General features: G+C 62.7%; 15 protein-coding genes and 1 pseudogene. 12 read left to right on the top strand and 4 right to left on the bottom strand.

Features of this window, described 5'->3' with window-relative positions; genetic code table 11:
* Nucleotides 1-427: 427 nt before the first annotated feature.
* Nucleotides 428-791, bottom strand: a pseudogene (locus AWB79_RS38880) (SDR family NAD(P)-dependent oxidoreductase); the annotation flags it as partial.
* Nucleotides 792-1,115: 324 nt separating this feature from the next.
* On the opposite strand from AWB79_RS38880, the gene AWB79_RS09765 reads away from it, so the two are divergent.
* Genes AWB79_RS09765 through AWB79_RS09720 form a run of 10 tightly spaced genes read left to right on the top strand, consistent with a single transcriptional unit; the run spans nucleotide 1,116 to nucleotide 11,385 of the window.
* Complete coding sequence (locus tag AWB79_RS09765) at nucleotides 1,116-1,841, top strand: ABC transporter permease (RefSeq protein WP_061167201.1); 726 nt, start codon at nucleotides 1,116-1,118, stop codon at nucleotides 1,839-1,841.
* Nucleotides 1,842-1,844: 3 nt separating this feature from the next.
* Nucleotides 1,845-2,963 carry an ABC transporter ATP-binding protein gene (locus AWB79_RS09760; RefSeq protein ID WP_061167200.1) on the top strand — a complete coding sequence of 373 codons (1,119 nt, stop codon included), beginning with the start codon at nucleotides 1,845-1,847 and terminating at the stop codon, nucleotides 2,961-2,963.
* The gene (locus tag AWB79_RS09755) at nucleotides 2,960-3,664 is read left to right on the top strand and encodes an ABC transporter permease (RefSeq protein ID WP_061167199.1); all 705 of its coding nucleotides are present in this window, start codon (nucleotides 2,960-2,962) and stop codon (nucleotides 3,662-3,664) included. The genes AWB79_RS09760 and AWB79_RS09755 overlap by 4 nt, the downstream gene beginning before the upstream one ends.
* 23 nt (nucleotides 3,665-3,687) lie before the next feature.
* Nucleotides 3,688-4,572, top strand: coding sequence for a glycine betaine ABC transporter substrate-binding protein (locus tag AWB79_RS09750; RefSeq protein ID WP_061167198.1), 885 nt, complete (start codon nucleotides 3,688-3,690; stop codon nucleotides 4,570-4,572).
* Between the two features lie 28 nt (nucleotides 4,573-4,600).
* Entirely contained in the window at nucleotides 4,601-5,419 is an 819-nt protein-coding gene (locus AWB79_RS09745) for a nitrilase-related carbon-nitrogen hydrolase (RefSeq protein WP_061167197.1), read from the top strand.
* A gap of 19 nt (nucleotides 5,420-5,438) precedes the next feature.
* Nucleotides 5,439-6,611: an acyl-CoA dehydrogenase family protein gene (locus AWB79_RS09740; RefSeq protein ID WP_061167196.1), complete on the top strand. Its 1,173-nt coding sequence runs from the start codon at nucleotides 5,439-5,441 to the stop codon at nucleotides 6,609-6,611.
* Between the two features lie 17 nt (nucleotides 6,612-6,628).
* Nucleotides 6,629-8,203: a class I adenylate-forming enzyme family protein gene (locus AWB79_RS09735; protein ID WP_061167195.1), complete on the top strand. Its 1,575-nt coding sequence runs from the start codon at nucleotides 6,629-6,631 to the stop codon at nucleotides 8,201-8,203.
* A complete protein-coding gene (locus AWB79_RS09730) occupies nucleotides 8,200-9,000 on the top strand; it encodes a crotonase/enoyl-CoA hydratase family protein (RefSeq protein WP_061167194.1) in 801 nt (266 codons plus the stop codon). Before AWB79_RS09735 ends, AWB79_RS09730 begins: the two co-directional genes overlap by 4 nt.
* A gap of 3 nt (nucleotides 9,001-9,003) precedes the next feature.
* Nucleotides 9,004-10,338, top strand: a complete 1,335-nt coding sequence (locus tag AWB79_RS09725) for an MmgE/PrpD family protein (RefSeq protein WP_061167193.1) — start codon at nucleotides 9,004-9,006, stop codon at nucleotides 10,336-10,338.
* A gap of 3 nt (nucleotides 10,339-10,341) precedes the next feature.
* Nucleotides 10,342-11,385, top strand: a complete 1,044-nt coding sequence (locus tag AWB79_RS09720; RefSeq protein ID WP_061167192.1) for a GlxA family transcriptional regulator — start codon at nucleotides 10,342-10,344, stop codon at nucleotides 11,383-11,385.
* Between the two features lies 1 nt (nucleotide 11,386).
* On the opposite strand, the gene AWB79_RS09715 is transcribed toward AWB79_RS09720, so the two are convergent.
* Nucleotides 11,387-12,004: a hypothetical protein gene (locus tag AWB79_RS09715; RefSeq protein ID WP_061167191.1), complete on the bottom strand. Its 618-nt coding sequence runs from the start codon at nucleotides 12,002-12,004 to the stop codon at nucleotides 11,387-11,389.
* 438 nt (nucleotides 12,005-12,442) lie between these two features.
* Here AWB79_RS09715 and AWB79_RS09710 point away from each other — a divergent pair, with 438 nt between their 5' ends.
* Entirely contained in the window at nucleotides 12,443-13,597 is a 1,155-nt protein-coding gene (locus tag AWB79_RS09710) for a porin (RefSeq protein ID WP_061167190.1), read from the top strand.
* A 123-nt stretch (nucleotides 13,598-13,720) separates the two neighbouring features.
* On the opposite strand, the gene AWB79_RS39405 is transcribed toward AWB79_RS09710, so the two are convergent.
* The gene (locus AWB79_RS39405) at nucleotides 13,721-13,903 is read right to left on the bottom strand and encodes a hypothetical protein (protein ID WP_157695724.1); all 183 of its coding nucleotides are present in this window, start codon (nucleotides 13,901-13,903) and stop codon (nucleotides 13,721-13,723) included.
* A gap of 201 nt (nucleotides 13,904-14,104) precedes the next feature.
* Nucleotides 14,105-14,740, bottom strand: a complete 636-nt coding sequence (locus AWB79_RS09705; RefSeq protein ID WP_061167189.1) for a TetR/AcrR family transcriptional regulator — start codon at nucleotides 14,738-14,740, stop codon at nucleotides 14,105-14,107.
* 97 nt (nucleotides 14,741-14,837) lie between these two features.
* Here AWB79_RS09705 and AWB79_RS09700 point away from each other — a divergent pair, with 97 nt between their 5' ends.
* Complete coding sequence (locus AWB79_RS09700) at nucleotides 14,838-15,953, top strand: MBL fold metallo-hydrolase (RefSeq protein ID WP_061167188.1); 1,116 nt, start codon at nucleotides 14,838-14,840, stop codon at nucleotides 15,951-15,953.
* The last annotated feature ends 128 nt before the right edge of the window (nucleotides 15,954-16,081 follow it).

Here is a 16,081-nt window from a genome sequence, read left to right as displayed (position 1 = left end):
TGATCTGCGTTTCACCTTACTTCGTATCCCGAACTATTTTGTTTAAATTTCCCCCTTCGATTGCATCTAGGATGTCGAGCAATCGCTGCCAAAACGCAGCATTAAACGGTCTCGCTTGTTTGCTCGAATGAAATCGAGGTCTTCCTTTCACGGCCCATCCGGCCGAGACAGCGGCACTGGACGCGTGACCTTATGCTCGTCGCGCATCGAAATGCGTATCGTCGAGTGGAAGATTGTGTTGCGCGGCCCACTCTTCGGCGTAGGCCATTTGACCTTCGGCACTTGCTCCATCGGCCTGCTTCGCGGAACTGAAGCGGAGGTAGGAACAGACGCGTCCGTCATGCTGCGGCGCGATCGCCGTCAGAGATCTCGATCCATGGTTTTTCTCAAAGTTGCGTAGTACAACCACGAATATCTATCGAGCTCCTGCAACCTTGGTCGCCGCGTAATAGCCACTCCCCGGGTTGCCGACCAGACTGCCCATCGACGTGATGTTGACCACATGCCCCGAGCGGCGCTCGCGCATGCGCGGCAGCGCGGCGCGGATCATCGCGGCTGCGCCGAAGAAATTCGCTTCGAACATCGCGCGCACTTCGTCGTCCTCGCCCTCTTCCACGGCGGACAAATAACCGAAACCCGCGTTATTCACTAGCACGTCGACATGACCGAACGCGGCGTGCCTCGACGGCGCACCAGCCTCGACCGATCACCGCGCTCGCAAATTCGCGGCCGAAGCCGGTCGAGCAGCCGGTGATGAACCAGACAGGCGTGTCGTTCGATGATGCGGGCATGGAGGTTCTCCGTGTGTTCGTGAGGGAAATAGCCTTCAACGACTATGTTGGCGCAAAAAGAACAAGCGCGCAGCGCGCCTCTTTTCATCGGGACGAGCGCATGGCCGACATTGCAGCGCAGCATGACGATGACCAACGTAGACAGTCGAACGACTTTCATAGACTGCTGATTCAAAAGCAAAAAAAGGCGTCACACATACGCCATGCCGCTTTTGTGACAAACAATGTCGGGTCGATGTTAGCCCTGTGCCCTCGCTCCGCTCTATCGTGTAGGCCATGCAGCGCCCAACACAAACATGGCTCTCAAAGAGCTCAGGAGACATAGTGGAAACCCTTGCCTTCATCTGGGACAACCTGGCGAGTATCGCCAGGATGACCGGCGAGCACATCGAGATCGTCGGCGTCGGCGTCGGTCTGGCGATTCTCACCGGCGTGCCGCTCGGCATCGCGATCACGGTCAACGAGAAGCTCGCGAAGATCGTGTTGTATGTCGCCGCGATCATCATGACGATTCCGTCGGTTGCGCTCTTCGGTTTGATGATTCCGGTCCTCTCCGTGATCGGCCAGGGCATCGGCTTTTTGCCGACGGTCATCGCGCTGTTCCTCTATTCGCAGTTGCCCATCGTGCGCAACACCTACACCGCGATCACCAACATCGACCCGGCCTTGCGCGAAGCGGCGCGCGGCATGGGCATGACGACCGGGGAGCGCCTGCGCAAAGTAGAGATTCCCATCGCCCTGCCGATCATCATGGCGGGCGTGCGCATGGCCGTGGTCATCAACGTGGGCATCGCGGCGATCGCGGCGTATATCGGCGCGGGCGGGCTCGGCAAGCTCATCAGCCGCGGCATTTCGCAATCGGATCCTCGGCAGTTGATCGCAGGCGCGATCCTCGTCTCCGTGCTCGCCATCGCCGCCGATATCGGTCTCTCGTGGTTGCAGCGCTGGCTCACGCCGAAGGGCCTCCGCGCTCCTTCGCGCGCCGCCAGTCTCGCGCTGCGCTTAACCGCCATGACGGGCTTTCGCAAACAAACCGGACACGCGCAATAAACCATGATCAAGCTCTCCAACCTCAGCAAGCGATACGAAGGCGCCGCGAGCGCGGTCGTCGACGGCATCAACATGGAAGTGGGCGCGGGCGAGATCTGCGTGCTGCTCGGGCCGTCGGGATGCGGCAAGACCACGACGCTCAAGATGATCAACCGTCTCGTGCGTCCGACTTCCGGCAAGATCTATCTCGAAGGCCGCGACACCGACGAGTTCGAAGTGACGGAGCTGCGCCGCCGCATCGGTTATGTGATTCAGCAGATCGGGCTCTTTCCCAACATGACCGTGGAAGAGAACATCTGTGTCGTGCCGACCCTGCTCGGCTGGGACAAGACGAAGGCGCGCCGACGCGCGGCCGAGTTGCTGGAGATCGTCGCGCTCGATCCGGCCACGTATCTGACGCGCTACCCGAAGGATCTGTCAGGCGGCCAGGCGCAACGCGTCGGCGTGGCGCGCGCGCTCGCCACCGATCCGCCCGTCATGCTGATGGACGAGCCCTTCGGCGCAATCGATCCGATCAATCGCGAATTGATTCAGGACGAGTTCCTGCGCATTCAGAAGCAGGTCAAGAAGACGATCATGTTCGTGAGTCACGATATCGACGAAGCCGTGAAGATGGCCGACAAGATCGCGATCTTCCGCAACGGTCATCTCGAACAGTTCGATTCGCCGGACCACATTCTCGCGCGGCCGGCCACGCCTTTCATTGCGGGATTCGTCGGCACCGATCGCGCGTTGAAGCGGCTGCGTCTGCTGCGTGCGCGCGATGCCCTGTCCGCCTCCGACTGCCTCGTGCGTGTCGGCGAAGACAGCACGCGCGCCAAGGCGATGATGGAGAAGCACGGCGTCGCGCAGATCGTGCTCGTCGATGCCGCCGACAAACCGCATGGCTACCTCACCATCGATCGCCTGTTGAAGCTGGATGGCCCGATCACCGCCGCGCACGCCCTTCCCGTGCAGGCCACCGCGAGCCAGAAGGACGATCTGCGCACCGTCGTCTCGACGATGTTCGCAAGCGGCGCATCGTGGATGCCGACTGTGGATGACGATGGCCGCTTCGTCGGCTACGTGAGTCAGGAGCGCATCGTCGATATGTTGAAGCTGCCTCAGGGAGAGCGTGCATGAAACGAGCTCTTTCAATCGCGCTGCTCGCCGCCGTAAGCACCCAGGCGCATGCGGATAGCTGGTGGGAAAGCATCGACCAGTATCGCAGCGACATTGCCTATCAAGGTCTGCACATGATGATGATGGTCGCGGTGGCGGGCGTGCTCGCGATCATCGTCGCGGTGCCGGCCGGCGTCTATCTGAGCCGTCCCTCGCAGAAACGCGGCGCGGCCATCGTCATGCAATCGCTCAATGCGGGTCAGGCCGTGCCGAAACTCGCGCTACTCGCCCTTGCGATGAGCGTGATGGGCATCGGCGCGGCGCCTGCGATCTTCGGCCTCTGGGTCGCGACGCTCTTGCCGATCGCCCTCAACACCTATGAAGGCTTGCGCGCGGTGCCACCCGCGCTGATCGAAGCGGCGACCGGCATGGGCATGACGCCCTGGCAGATTCTCTGGCGCGTCGAGCTTCCCAACGCGTTGTATGTGATCTTCGCGGGCGTTCGCACGGCGCTCGCGATCACGGTCGGCACGGCGCCGCTCGCGTTCCTGATCGGCGGAGGCGGACTGGGCGAGCTGATCTTCACCGGCATCGATCTGAACGACTTCGGCATGCTGCTCGCAGGTGCGGTTCCGACCGCCCTGCTCGCGATTCTCACCGATGCGTTCATCGGTCAGATGCAACGCATGCTCGTGTCACGCGGCGTGAATCCGCAAAACTGATTTCATCCACCTTGAGAGAGACCATGAAAAAGCTATTCGCGGTATCGTTCGTCCTCCTTATTTCTATCTTGGCCAGCGTTTCGGCAAGCGCCGCGTCGGTGGTCGTCGGCGGCAAGAACTTCACCGAGCAGCAGTTGATGGCCGAGATGACCACGCGCTATCTCGAAGCGAAGGGCTTCACCGTGACGAAGAAAGACGGCATGGGCAGCGCCGTATTGCGTCAGGCGCAGGAGAACGGTCAGGTGGATGTGTACTGGGAATACACGGGCACTTCGCTCATCACCTACAACAAGATCAATGACCGCCTCTCGCCCGAGGATACCTACAAGAAGGTCAAGGAACTCGACGCAGCCAAGGGTCTCGTGTGGCTGAATCCGTCGAAGGCGAACAACACGTATGCTTTCGCGATGAATCAGGACGAAGCGAAGAAGCTCGGTATCGTCACGATGAGCGATCTCGCGAAGGCGCTCAAGGACGGCAAGGAACTGACGTTCGCCTGCAACTCGGAGTTCTACGCACGCCCCGACGGTCTGCGCCCGCTGCAGAAGCAGTACGGTTTCGAATTCAGCCAGGGCGACGTGAAGCGCATGGACACGGGCCTTACGTATCAGGCGCTGAAAGATCGTCAGGTGAATGTCGCGCTCGTGTTCGCAACGGACGGCCGGGTGCCCGCGTTCAACTTCGTCTTGCTGAAGGACGACAAGGGCTACTTCCCTTCTTACGCGCTGACGCCGGTCATCCGCAAGGCGACGCTCGACGCCAACCCGACGCTCGGCCCGCTGCTCAACGCACTCTCCGCCAAACTCGACGCACCGACGATGGCCCGCCTGAATGCGAGCGTCGACGTGCAGAAAAAGTCCTTCTCCGATGTCGCGAACCAGTTCCTCAAAGAGTCCGGGCTGATCTGACCCGCACCCTCGCACAAGGATCGAACTCATGACCACGATCAAAGTGGCGGCCGCACAAACCGATACCGCTTACGGCGACGTGCGGGCAAATCTCGCGCGCCATCTCGACCTTATCGCCGATGCGAGAAAGCAAGGCGTCAAGCTGCTTGTCTTTCCCGAGCTTTCCCTTCACGGCCACAGCGGTGGCAAGGACGCGCTGCGTCTCGCGATGACGCGCGACGATCCCGCGATCAAACAGCTTGCCGAAGCGAGCGCGGGAATGCACGTGGTGTTCGGGCTCATCGAGGAAGCGCCCGGCGGACAGTTCTACAACAGCCAGGCAACGGTGGCGAACGGAAAGCTGGTTCACGTGCATCGCAAGACCATGCTGGCGACATACGGAAAGCTGCGCGACGGTCTTTACTTCGCCGCGGGCCAGAAGCCGGAAAGCTTCGCAATCGACGAAGCATGGCGCGTGGCGACGCCCATCTGCAACGACCTGTGGAATCCGGCAGTGGTGCACGGGCTCATGTGCGAAGGCGTCACGCTGCTCGCCGCACCGATCAGTTCGGCGCGTGAAGCCGTGGGCGAAGGTTTCGACAATCCATCGGGATGGGACATCAATCTGCGCTTTTATGCGCTCACCTACGGCGTACCGATCGTGATGGCGAATCGCGTAGGCACCGAAGGCATGATGACCTTCTGGGGCGGCTCGCGCATTCTCGATCCCTTCGGCAAGACCATCGCACAGGCTGCGGGCGAGGACGAAGGTCTCGTCATCGGCGAGCTCGATTACGAGGCGCTCCGCCGCGCGCGCTTCCTTCTGCCGACCGTGCGCGATGCGCGCATCTACGCGCAGCGAACCTGAACGAACATCAACGACAACCATGCGCGATTTTCTTCTCAACGATGCGGACCGTGCCTTTCGCACCGAAGTCCGCGACTTTCTGCAACGCGAGCTGGCGCCGCGCGCCGCCGATATCGAAGACCGTCAGGACTGGGACGCGGTGAAACATGTGGTGCGCGCACTCGGCGCCGCGGGCTATCTGAAGCTGATGTTCCCCGATCTCTATAAGGGCAAGCTCGAACATCCAGGCCTCACGCACGCGACCATTCTTTCCGAGGAAGCGTCGTACCTCAACTATGCGTTCGAGACGACCATCGCAACGGCGCTTTCCTGTGCGTATCCGCTGCATAGGCATGCGAGCGAGCGTCTGCGCGACACGTATCTCCGGCCCATTCTCGAAGGCACGGCAATCGGAGCGATCTGCGTGACGGAGCCGAACGTGGGCAGCGATTCGGCGGGCATGGAGACGCGCATCGAGTTCGATGAAGCGCGCAACGAGTGGGTGATCAACGGCTTCAAGCGCTACATCTCGAACGCGTCGGTGGCGGACGTCTATATCGTGTACGGACTGACCGGCGACGGCATGACCGCCGTTGCCGTGCCGAAGAGCGCGGAGGGAATTGGCTTTCCGCGCAACTACACGTTCATGGGCCGGCGCGGCTGCATCGTGGGCGAAGTGAAGTTCGACGATTGCCGCGTCCCGGCCGATCATTTGCTGGGCGAGCAAGGCGGCGGCTTTCGCATCATGCGCGGCATGTTCAACTTCGAGCGCGCGATTCTCGGCGGCTCGGGTCTCGGCGTCGCGCGCAGCGCGTTCGATATCGCGAAGGCGCACGCGCAGACGCGCACGTCCTTCGGCCAGCCGCTCGGCTGCAAGCAACTGATCTGGGACAAGGTCGCGCAGATGAGCTGGCGCATCGACGCAGCGGAACTCATCACTTATCGCGCGACGAAGATGTACGACGCGGGCGCCGACGGCAAGGCGTTGATGAAGGAAGCCGCGATGGCGAAGCTCGTCGCAACCGAAACCGCGAACTATTGCGCCAACGAAACCGTGCAGATTCTCGGCGGCGATGGCCTCACCAAGGAATACGGCCGCGCGGAGCAGCTTTATCGCGATGCGCGCGCGCTGACCATCGTCGGGGGCACGTCGGAAGTCGCCAAGTATCTGATCGCGGGCCGCGATCTTCCCGATATCCGCATCACACTCTAAAGAGCAACACACGCATCATGCTCACGATCACGTCGCTTTTCGAAAACACGGTCTCCAAGTATCCGGACCGTCCCGCGCTGACCTGCGGCGCCGTCACCTTCACATATGCGCAATGGAACGCGCGCGTGCGCCGTCTTGCGCAAGCGCTGTTCGATCTCGGCGTGCGCCAGATGGATCGCGTCGCCATTCTGCAAAAGACCTCCGACGCGACGCCGACCGCGTACATGGCGTGCCAGTTGCTCGGCGCCATCGCCGTGCCGATGAACTTCCGTCTCTCGTCCAACGAAGCCGCGTTCATTCTGCGCGATGCGGGCGCACGCGCGCTGATCTATGACGACACGATGCTGCCCGTCGTCACGAAGATCGAGCGTGTGTTGCCCGATCTGCGCACGTATGTGTGCGTGAACGGCGGTGCGGACATGCCTTCGCATCATCATTCGTTCGATGCGTTGATCGAACGCGTCGCGCAACTCGACGCGCCGCTTCCACGCCTGCAACCCGGCGATATCTCCGCGCTCGTCTACACGTCCGGCACCACGGGCCGCCCGAAAGGCGCGATCCACACGCACGGCAACGATGTCTCCATCGCGACGAACTGCGTGATGGAGTACAGCCTCACGAGCACGGACGCGGCCTTGCATATCGCGCCGCTTTATCACGTCGGCGGGATGCAGGCGTACTTCGTGCCGCACCTGATGGTCGGCGCGCACAACGTGATCCTGCCGCGTTACGAACCGCTCGCGACGCTGCGAGCCATCGCGCACTACGGCATCACGACGCTGTTCGCGGTGCCGACGCAGATTCAGGACATGCTGTTCCACCCGGACTTCGCCGCCATCGACATGCACAGCCTGCGCATGATCACCACCGGCGGCGCGGCGATTCCCGCACGAACGATGCAGCGCGTCATCGACGAATTCTGCCCGAACATTTTCAACGGCTACGGCATGACCGAAGCGAGTCTCACGCTGCTGCTGCATCCGCGCGACGCGCTCACGTATCTCGGTTCGTGCGGCAAGCCCACGCTCATCAGCACATGCCGCGTGATTCGCAACGATCCGCAAAGCGTCGTGCCACCCGACGAAACCGTCGCGGCCGGCGAAGTCGGGCAGTTGATCGTGAAAGGACCGCAGCTCGCATCGGGCTACTGGAACAATCCGGTGGAGACCGACAAGAAGTTCAAGTCGGGCTGGCTCTATACAGGCGATCTGTTCAGCGTCGACGAAGCGGGCTACTTTCATTTCCAGGGCCGCGCCGACGACATGATCGTGTCGGGCGGCGAGAACATCTATCCGCGCGAGATCGAGGAAGTGCTGTACCACTGCCCCGGCGTGCAGGAAGCTGCGGTGATCGGCGTGCCGGACGAGAAGTGGGGACAAGCGGTGACGGCGTTCATCGTACGCAGTGTGGCGACCTTGACGGAGGACGATATCGTCGCCTTCTGCAAGTCAGGCGATGATCTCGCGCCCTACAAGCGGCCCAAGAAGATCTTCTTCGTCGAGAGGCTGCCGCTGAATCCGAGCGGCAAGGTGCTGCGCCACGAACTCGCCGGACCCGTTTATCAAAGCATGCTGTCAGGAGCCCCGCAATGAGCGAACCCGTGCTGTATCAACAAGACGGACACATCGTCACCATGACGCTGAATCGTCCGGAGACACGCAACGCGATCACGGAAAAGGAAGTCGTCGATGCCATCGTCGCGTGTCTCGAACGCGCGCAGGGCGACATGTCGGTGCGCGCCATCGTACTGACGGGCGCGGGTCCGGCGTTCTCGTCGGGCGGCAACATCAAGCACATGCGCGACGAAGTCGGCACGTTCTCCGGCAGCTCCGCGCAGATTCGCGAGAACTACCGGCGCGGCATTCAGCGCATTCCGCGCGCGTTTCATGAGCTCGACGTGCCGGTCATCGCAGCCGTCAACGGTCCCGCGCATGGCGCGGGCTGCGATCTCGCGCTGATGTGCGATATCCGCATCGCGGGAGAAAGTGCCTTGTTTGCAGAGAGTTTCGCGAAGGTCGGCATCATTCCGGGCGATGGCGGCGCGTGGCTGCTGCCGCGCGCGGTCGGTCTTTCGCGCGCCAACGAGATGATCTTCACCGGCCGCGCGATCGATGCGAAGCGCGCCGAACAATGGGGCCTCGTGTCGCAAGTCGTGCCCGATGCACAGTTGATGGACACCGCCCTCTCGCTCGCGCGCGAAATCGCGGGCAACGCACCCGATATCCTGCGCATGTCGAAACGTCTCGTGCGCGAAGGGCAACGTATGGATCTGCCGAGTCTGCTGGAAATGTCCGCGGCGTTTCAGGGCATCGCGCATCGCACGGCGGATCATCGCGAGGCGATTGCGGCGACCTTCGAACGTCGCGCGCCCAATTACACGGGAGCGTGATGCATGGGCGCATCGGCCATCGCGTTCATTCACGAACTGAGCTTCGAGGCGCTGCCGCCGCAAGTCGTCCGGCAAGCGAAGCTGTGCGCGCTCGACCTGCTCGGCGTCGCGCTCGCGGGCAGAAACACCGAACTGTCGCGCATCGCGCACGATCATGCGGCCGAGTTCTTCGCGGCCGGCACGCTGCGTTCGCGCATGTTGTTCGATGGCCGCATCGCGAGTCCTCTCGGCGCGGGACTCGCGGGTGCGATGACCATCGACAGCTGCGACGGCCACGACGGTCACGCGCAAACCAAGGGCCACGTGGGCGTCGCGGTGCTGCCCGCATTGCTCGCGCTCGCGGATATCCGGCGCGACATGACGGGCCGCGAATTCCTCGCGTGCGTCGCGCTCGGCTATGAACTCGGCACGCGCGCGGGCATTGCGTTGCATGCGAGCGCCTGCGATTATCATACGTCGGGCGCATGGAACGCCCTGGCTGCGGCGGCGCTCGCCGCGCGCGTGTTGCCGCTCGACATGCGGCAGACGCGCGAGGCGCTCGGCATCGCGGAGTATCACGGGCCGCGCAGTCAGATGATGCGCTGCATCGACCATCCGACGATGGTGAAGGACGGTTCCGGCTGGGGCTGCATGGCGGGCCTTTCCGCGGGCTTTCTCGCGCAGCGCGGCTTCACGGGCGGACCGGCCCTCACCATCGAGCAGGAAGAAACCCGCAATCTCTGGAGCGATCTCGGCGAACGCTGGCGCATCATGGAGCAATACTTCAAACCGCAACCGGTCTGCAGGTGGGCGCATCCCGCGATTGACGCCGCGCTCGCGCTCAGGTCGAAGCACGGCTTCACGAGCGAGCAGGTTCGCGCGGTGAACGTCCGTACGTTCCATCACGCGACGCGGCTCGCGCATGCCGCGCCGGCATCGACCGAAGAAGCGCAATACAGCCTGCTGTTTCCGGTGGCCGTCGCTCTGAAGCATGGCGCGGTGCGCTTCGATGCCTTGCAAGGCGACGCGCTCCATGACGAAGAAGTGCTGCGCCTGAGCCATATCATTCGCGCGGACGAATGCGCGCACCACACGTCGCGCTTCCCGAACGAGCGCATTGCGGAGATGAGCATCGAACTATTCGATGGACGGCTCTTCGAGTCGGGTCCGACGCAAGCGCTCGGCGATCCCGATTTGCCGCTCGGCGAAGAGGCGATCCGCGCGAAGTTCCGCGCCTTCGCCGACGCCGCCCGCGTTACGAGTTTCGCGCGCGATCTCGAAGACAGCATCGACGTACTCGATGTGAAAGACGCCGCCCTGACGCCGCTGCTCGATCTCGTGCTCGCGCGTCACGTCTGACGTATGAACGCGAAAGACATCCCGCCCATCGCGCGTTCCGTCAAGGCGGCGCGCACGCCCGCTTCGACCGCTTCCACCACCACGCACGACGCAAGCAAGCCGCAACGCATGGGCTTCTTCCTCGTCCCGCATTTCTCGATGATGGCGCTCAGCTCCGTCACCGAACCCTTGCGCGCGGCCAATCGCGTGAGCGGCAAGGAACTGTATAGCTGGCATCTGATCAGCGCCGACGGCGAGCCGGTCTCGTCGAGCTCGGGCTTCGCGCTGCTGCCCGACTTCGCGATCACGTCGTCGCCGGAACTGAGCCATGTGTTCGTCGTCGCGAGCATCGGCGTTTCGAACTATCGCAACGCGCAGGTCTTCGAATTCTTGCGGCGCTATGCGGCGAAAGGCTCGACGCTCGGCGGCATCAGTCTCGGCACGATGATCCTCGCGCGCGCTGGCCTGCTCGATCGTCGCCGTTGCACGATTCACTGGGAAGCGCTCAAGGAGCTCGCCGACGAGTTTCCATCGCTCGATGTGAGCCGCGATCTCTACTGCATCGAAGGCGATCGCATGACGTGCAGCGGCGGCACGGCGGCCATCGACATGATGCTCGATCTGATCGCGCGTCAGCATGGGCATCAGCTCGCGGCGGAAGTGGCCGATCAGTTCATCCACACGCGCATGCGCACCGCGCAGGAAAGCCAGAAGATGGCGATCCAGTGGCGCTATGGCGTGGAGGACCGGCGCATCGTGCATGCGGTCACGTTGATGGAACAGAACATCGAACGTCCCATTCCGATGAAAACCATCGCGTCGCTCGCGGGAATCTCGCCACGCACTTTCGAACGCATGTGGATCAAACACTTCAACGTGAGGCCTTCGCAGTTCTATCTGGAACTGCGGTTGAAGGCCGCACAGAAGCTGATTCGCGAGTCGTCGCTCTCCCTGCTCGATGTCGCGATGCAATGCGGCTTTGCGAGCGCGTCGCATCTCGGGCGCTGCTACAAGCAGCTCTTCGCGAGGACGCCCGGACAGGAACGCGCTGCAAGCGACGCGGGCTGACTCATCCGGCGTCACCTCCGCTGATGATCGACTGCATGCTCTTCAGGAGCCTCTGCAGATCGTGAAGCAGCCCGACCGTATCGCCGAACTCCATCAGGCCGGGCTTGACTCCGTCGCTGAAAAGCAGGGTGCCGTCGAGCGAGTGATCGACGATCAGGCCCGCATACGCGGCATGCGGCATGTAGTCGTCGCCACCGAGCGCGAAGACATTGCCGTTCACGGCGGCATCGCGCAGGCGCATCAGAAATTGCACTTCGGGCGCGCGCGACGCCGACAACCGATGAATATCGAAGTATTCGGCGACCGCGAGTATCGCGTTCGTGCACGGCACGATCAGCGCGAACGCGATGCGCTTGTCGGCCGTATCGAACGACGGCCACGAGAGCGTGTCTTCGGGCGGCGGAGTCTTGGTCGGCATGCCGTCGTCGCCATGCGCGTGGGCTTGCCTGTCCGAACGCGTGCGCGCGAGTAACGGCTGCGCTTTCGCGAAGTCCGGCGGCGGCGCACCGCGCTCGATCCAGTCGTGCAGCAGGCTCGCATAGGCGACGAGCGTCGTCAGTTGCGCTTCGATGAAGGCGACGCCGATTCGGCATGCGTCCGGATGTCTGTGCTCGGGCATGGCGGCTCCATGAGTTCGCGTGGGAATGTCGTCGATGCAATGTTCGGGCCTGTTCGAAGGTACGTTGCGCGATCGACGGTTAGTTGCACGATTGACACCGAAACCAGACATTGGCTTCGTGACAATGCTGTGGAAGAAATACTACAACTGTCATAAAGCAAATTTACCAATGCCTGACGACACGCTATATTCCAGCAGCTATAGCGTCGGTTCACAGGCCCTGAGGCGCTGCGGCAACGTTACTCTTCTGCGTTCATCGGGCTGCGGGATATCGTCCCGTTCGCCAAGTGCCATGCACATCGCGAAGCACTCGACCTTTGCGCCATCTCGCGCGAAGCCGGGACGTGCGCGCTCGCGCTTTGACCAAGCCGCGTCGTCCTCAATCGAGCCGCGTCGAGCGGCATCCGCATGAAGCGGACAACACCAAGGAAAAGAAGAATGAAGAAGCACATCGTAGCGGCGGCGGTTCTCGGCATGTTCGGCATCGCGGCGCACGCGCAGAGCAGCGTCACGCTGTACGGCGTCATCGACGCCGGTATCACGTATGCGAACAAGGTCGCGACGGCCAATGGCCACGACAGCGTCGTGAAGTACGCCGACGGCGTCGCGCAAGGCAGCCGCTGGGGCCTGCGCGGCACGGAAGATCTGGGCGGCGGTCTCAAGACGATCTTCGTGCTGGAAAGCGGCTTCAACAGCGGCGACGGCACGCTCGGCCAGGGCGGCGCGCTGTTCGGCCGTCAGGCTTATGTGGGCCTTTCGAAGAACGAATACGGCTCGCTGACCTTCGGTCGCCAATACTCGTTCTCGACCGATTACCTCGGCGGCAGCTACACGATGGGCAGCCAGACGCCCGCCGGCAACTACGCGTATCACATCAACGATCTGGACCAGCTGACCTCGAGCCGCATCAACAACTCGGTCAAGTTCAGCAGCGCGAATTTCTACGGCGTGACCTTCGGCGCGATGTACGGCTTCTCGAACTCGACGAACTTCGCGGGCTCGCCCACGACGGGCACGGGCGCGACGGCGGTGCAAGGTTCGTCGAGCGCGTACAGCTTTGGTTTGAACTACGCGCAAGGTCCGTTCGGCATCGGCGCGGCGTACACCAACATCCGCTTCCCGAATGGCGCGACGCCGCCGTTCAGCGTGAGCATCGCCAACGTGAACACGGGCGGCTTGCGCGACCTCGAAACCTTCGGCGTCGGCGCGCGTTACATGATCGCCGCCGCGACGGTCTGGGCGAACTGGACGCACACGAAGTTCGAGCCGATCACGGCGGCTTCGTCGACGCTCAACAACTATGAAATCGGCGGCAAGTATGCATTCACGCCGGCGTTGAGCGCGGGTCTCGGCTACACGTTCTCGGACCTCGGCGGCAACTTCGATGGCCGGTGGCATCAGATCAACGGCGTGATCGATTACGCGCTGTCCAAGCGCACCGACGTGTACGTGATCGGCGCCTACCAGAAGGCCTCGGGTGAGAACCGCGGCGTACCGGTGCAGGCGGAGATCGGCTCGTCCTCGTCGTTCATCGGCAATGCGGGCGCGAACACGCAGTTCGTGTCGCGCGTCGGCCTGCGCCACAAGTTCTGATGCACTGATGTTTCTTTGAGCGGTGTCGTACCGCTCGTGCAAACGAATCCCCTGCAAGTCATGCGGCTTGCAGGGGATTTTCGTTTTCCCGTAGCGTGGCGGGTCGCGTGCCGGTCGTTGCGGTCAATAGCACTTCGAGCCGTGCGCAATATCCTGCATGCGCGATGCAATCGACTGGACCATCGTGACGACGTTGGTCGGATCGAGCACGGTACATCCTCCGATGATGCCGCCATAAACGCGGGCCATCGCCTTGCTGTCCATCTCTTCGTCCCTGGGTAGATCCTTTATCACGAGCGTAGTCATGGCAGTTCTCCGAAGTCTTGGGTATGGAAAGTTCAAAATGCTTTCCATGCGCCTCGTTCATGCATGACCTGTGCCAATTGCAGACGAAATGTCCGCGTGCTTGCGTTACAAGGCTTCGCGCGTTTGTGCCGCCTATGCAGTGTCGATCCTTCGACGACTTAAGCGCTTACCTCTGTCGGTCGGTCGCCGACACTCGCGAAGTTATCGCTTTCGCGTCGGGACGTGCTCGTAGCGCGCGAGAAACATGTCGGCGGCCGTTTCCGCCACTTTCTTCTGTTCGGCTTTCGTGAGCGGCGGTTGACCCATCGTCACTTGCGGCCAGAAGGCGAAACCCTTCACGATGCCGTGCAACTGCTGCCCGGCGAACACCGGATCGGCGACCGCAAGGCGGCCATCTGCGGCGGCCTTCCTGATCCACAGCGTCACGTCCTCTTCGCGCTCGCCGATACGCGCCACCATGTCCCGCGCACGCTCCGGCGAATGAATGCCCGCCGCGATCGCGACGCGCGCCAGCGAAAGAAATGCCTCGTCGTTCATCAGACGCAGCTTGCGCGTGAGCAGCGCGAGCAGTTGCGCGCGCAGCGGTTCATCGGCGCTGTAGGCGGGCGCATCGCCCGCATCGCTCGCGTCCCATAAGCGATGCAGGATCGCCGCGAACAGCGCCTCCTTGCTCTCGAAGTGGTTATAGACGGTGCGCTTGGAGACGCCCGCGCGCGCGGCGATGCGGTCCATGCTGGTCGCGTCGTAACCGGCCGCGATGAACTCGTCCACGGCCGCCTCGACGATGGCGGCGCGCTTGCGGTCGGTCAGGCGCTGGGGAGTGGCGTTCGAATTCATCGTGATATTTTACACCGCTTGGTTTACTTTTTTTTCGAAATTAAACTACACTGTACAGTCTACTTTCATGCCGCGGACTCTCGTCCCGATTCGTCACATGACTTCGTTTGCCGATCGCATCAGCCGTGTCCTGGGTCTCGTCGCCGCCAAACGCGGTCGCGAGTTGTCGAGCGCATCGCCGCAGCATGACGGCGAGCGCTTTCGCAACGTGAAGCCGCGGCCGGTCGAGGGCTTCGGCAAAACTTTGCGCATCATGTGGAACATGCTGCTCAACAAGCCGCGCAACACGGCGCCGGCGCAGGCGCCCGTCGTCGATACGCTCACGCGCGCGCAACTCGACGCCGCCCCCGACCGCAGTCTGTACCGGCTCGGTCATTCGACCCTGCTCTTCAAGCTGCGCGGTGCGTACTGGCTGACCGATCCGGTGTTCGGCGAGCGCGCTTCGCCGTTCAAACGCGTCGGCCCGAAGCGCTTTCATGCGCCGCCCATTGCTCTCGAGGATCTGCCGCCGCTCGCGGCCGTGATCCTTTCGCACGATCACTACGATCATCTCGACCGCGACACCGTGCTCGCGCTCGATGCAACGACGCAGGTCTTTCTCACGCCGCTGGGCGTCGGCGACCGTCTGATCGAATGGGGCATCGATGCATCGAAGGTGCGTCAGCTCGACTGGTGGCAGAGCGCACAAGTCGATGGCCTCGCATTGACCGCGACGCCCGCGCAGCACTTCTCCGGCCGCAGTCTTTTCGATGGCAACAGCACGCTGTGGGCGTCGTGGGTGATCGCCGACGATGACCTGCGCGTGTTCTTCAGCGGCGACACCGGTTATTTCGACGGCTTCAGAACGATCGGCGAGCGCCTTGGACCTTTCGACGTCACGCTGATCGAGACCGGCGCATATGATCCGCAATGGCCTTACGTTCACATGCAGCCCGAGGAAACGGTGCAGGCGCATATCGATGTGCGCGGCCGCTGGCTCGTGCCGATTCACAACGGCACCTTCGATCTCGCGATGCATCCGTGGCAGGAACCGTTCGAGCGCGTGACCGGGCTCGCGCTGGCACGCGGCGTGGGCGTCGCGACACCGCGCATGGGCGAGCGCCTCGATCTCGAAGCGCCGCATCGCGGCGAACGCTGGTGGCGCGAAGTCGCCGACGCCCCGAAGCCTGGATCGTGGCGTCTGTGCGCGTCGCGGGCCGAAGGACTCGAATGACGCGCACACGCCGGGACGACTTCACTCGCCCTCGCCTTCCCCGAGTCGCGCTCGATGCGCGGCCACCGGTTGCTGCATTAATGAATGCCTGAAGGATTACCCACAATGCAGCCAGCCAATTGCGATTT

The organism is Caballeronia hypogeia (assembly GCF_001544875.2).
Lineage (GTDB): Bacteria > Pseudomonadota > Gammaproteobacteria > Burkholderiales > Burkholderiaceae > Caballeronia > Caballeronia hypogeia.
The sequence above is the reverse complement of the archived record's forward strand: the minus strand, read 5'-3'. Positions and strand labels throughout refer to the sequence as shown.

Excerpts from the sequence above, each read along its gene's own strand:
- AWB79_RS09735 (WP_061167195.1), top strand. The coding sequence starts at position 6,629 with ATGCTCACGATCACGTCGCTTTTCGAAAACACGGTCTCCAAGTATCCG.
- AWB79_RS39405 (WP_157695724.1), bottom strand. The coding sequence starts at position 13,903 with ATGACTACGCTCGTGATAAAGGATCTACCCAGGGACGAAGAGATGGAC.
- AWB79_RS09730 (WP_061167194.1), top strand. The coding sequence starts at position 8,200 with ATGAGCGAACCCGTGCTGTATCAACAAGACGGACACATCGTCACCATG.
- AWB79_RS09700 (WP_061167188.1), top strand. The coding sequence starts at position 14,838 with ATGACTTCGTTTGCCGATCGCATCAGCCGTGTCCTGGGTCTCGTCGCC.
- AWB79_RS09740 (WP_061167196.1), top strand. The coding sequence starts at position 5,439 with ATGCGCGATTTTCTTCTCAACGATGCGGACCGTGCCTTTCGCACCGAA.
- AWB79_RS09710 (WP_061167190.1), top strand. The coding sequence starts at position 12,443 with ATGAAGAAGCACATCGTAGCGGCGGCGGTTCTCGGCATGTTCGGCATC.
- AWB79_RS09705 (WP_061167189.1), bottom strand. The coding sequence starts at position 14,740 with ATGAATTCGAACGCCACTCCCCAGCGCCTGACCGACCGCAAGCGCGCC.
- AWB79_RS09750 (WP_061167198.1), top strand. The coding sequence starts at position 3,688 with ATGAAAAAGCTATTCGCGGTATCGTTCGTCCTCCTTATTTCTATCTTG.
- AWB79_RS09720 (WP_061167192.1), top strand. The coding sequence starts at position 10,342 with ATGAACGCGAAAGACATCCCGCCCATCGCGCGTTCCGTCAAGGCGGCG.
- AWB79_RS09760 (WP_061167200.1), top strand. The coding sequence starts at position 1,845 with ATGATCAAGCTCTCCAACCTCAGCAAGCGATACGAAGGCGCCGCGAGC.
- AWB79_RS09755 (WP_061167199.1), top strand. The coding sequence starts at position 2,960 with ATGAAACGAGCTCTTTCAATCGCGCTGCTCGCCGCCGTAAGCACCCAG.
- AWB79_RS09745 (WP_061167197.1), top strand. The coding sequence starts at position 4,601 with ATGACCACGATCAAAGTGGCGGCCGCACAAACCGATACCGCTTACGGC.
- AWB79_RS09725 (WP_061167193.1), top strand. The coding sequence starts at position 9,004 with ATGGGCGCATCGGCCATCGCGTTCATTCACGAACTGAGCTTCGAGGCG.
- AWB79_RS09715 (WP_061167191.1), bottom strand. The coding sequence starts at position 12,004 with ATGCCCGAGCACAGACATCCGGACGCATGCCGAATCGGCGTCGCCTTC.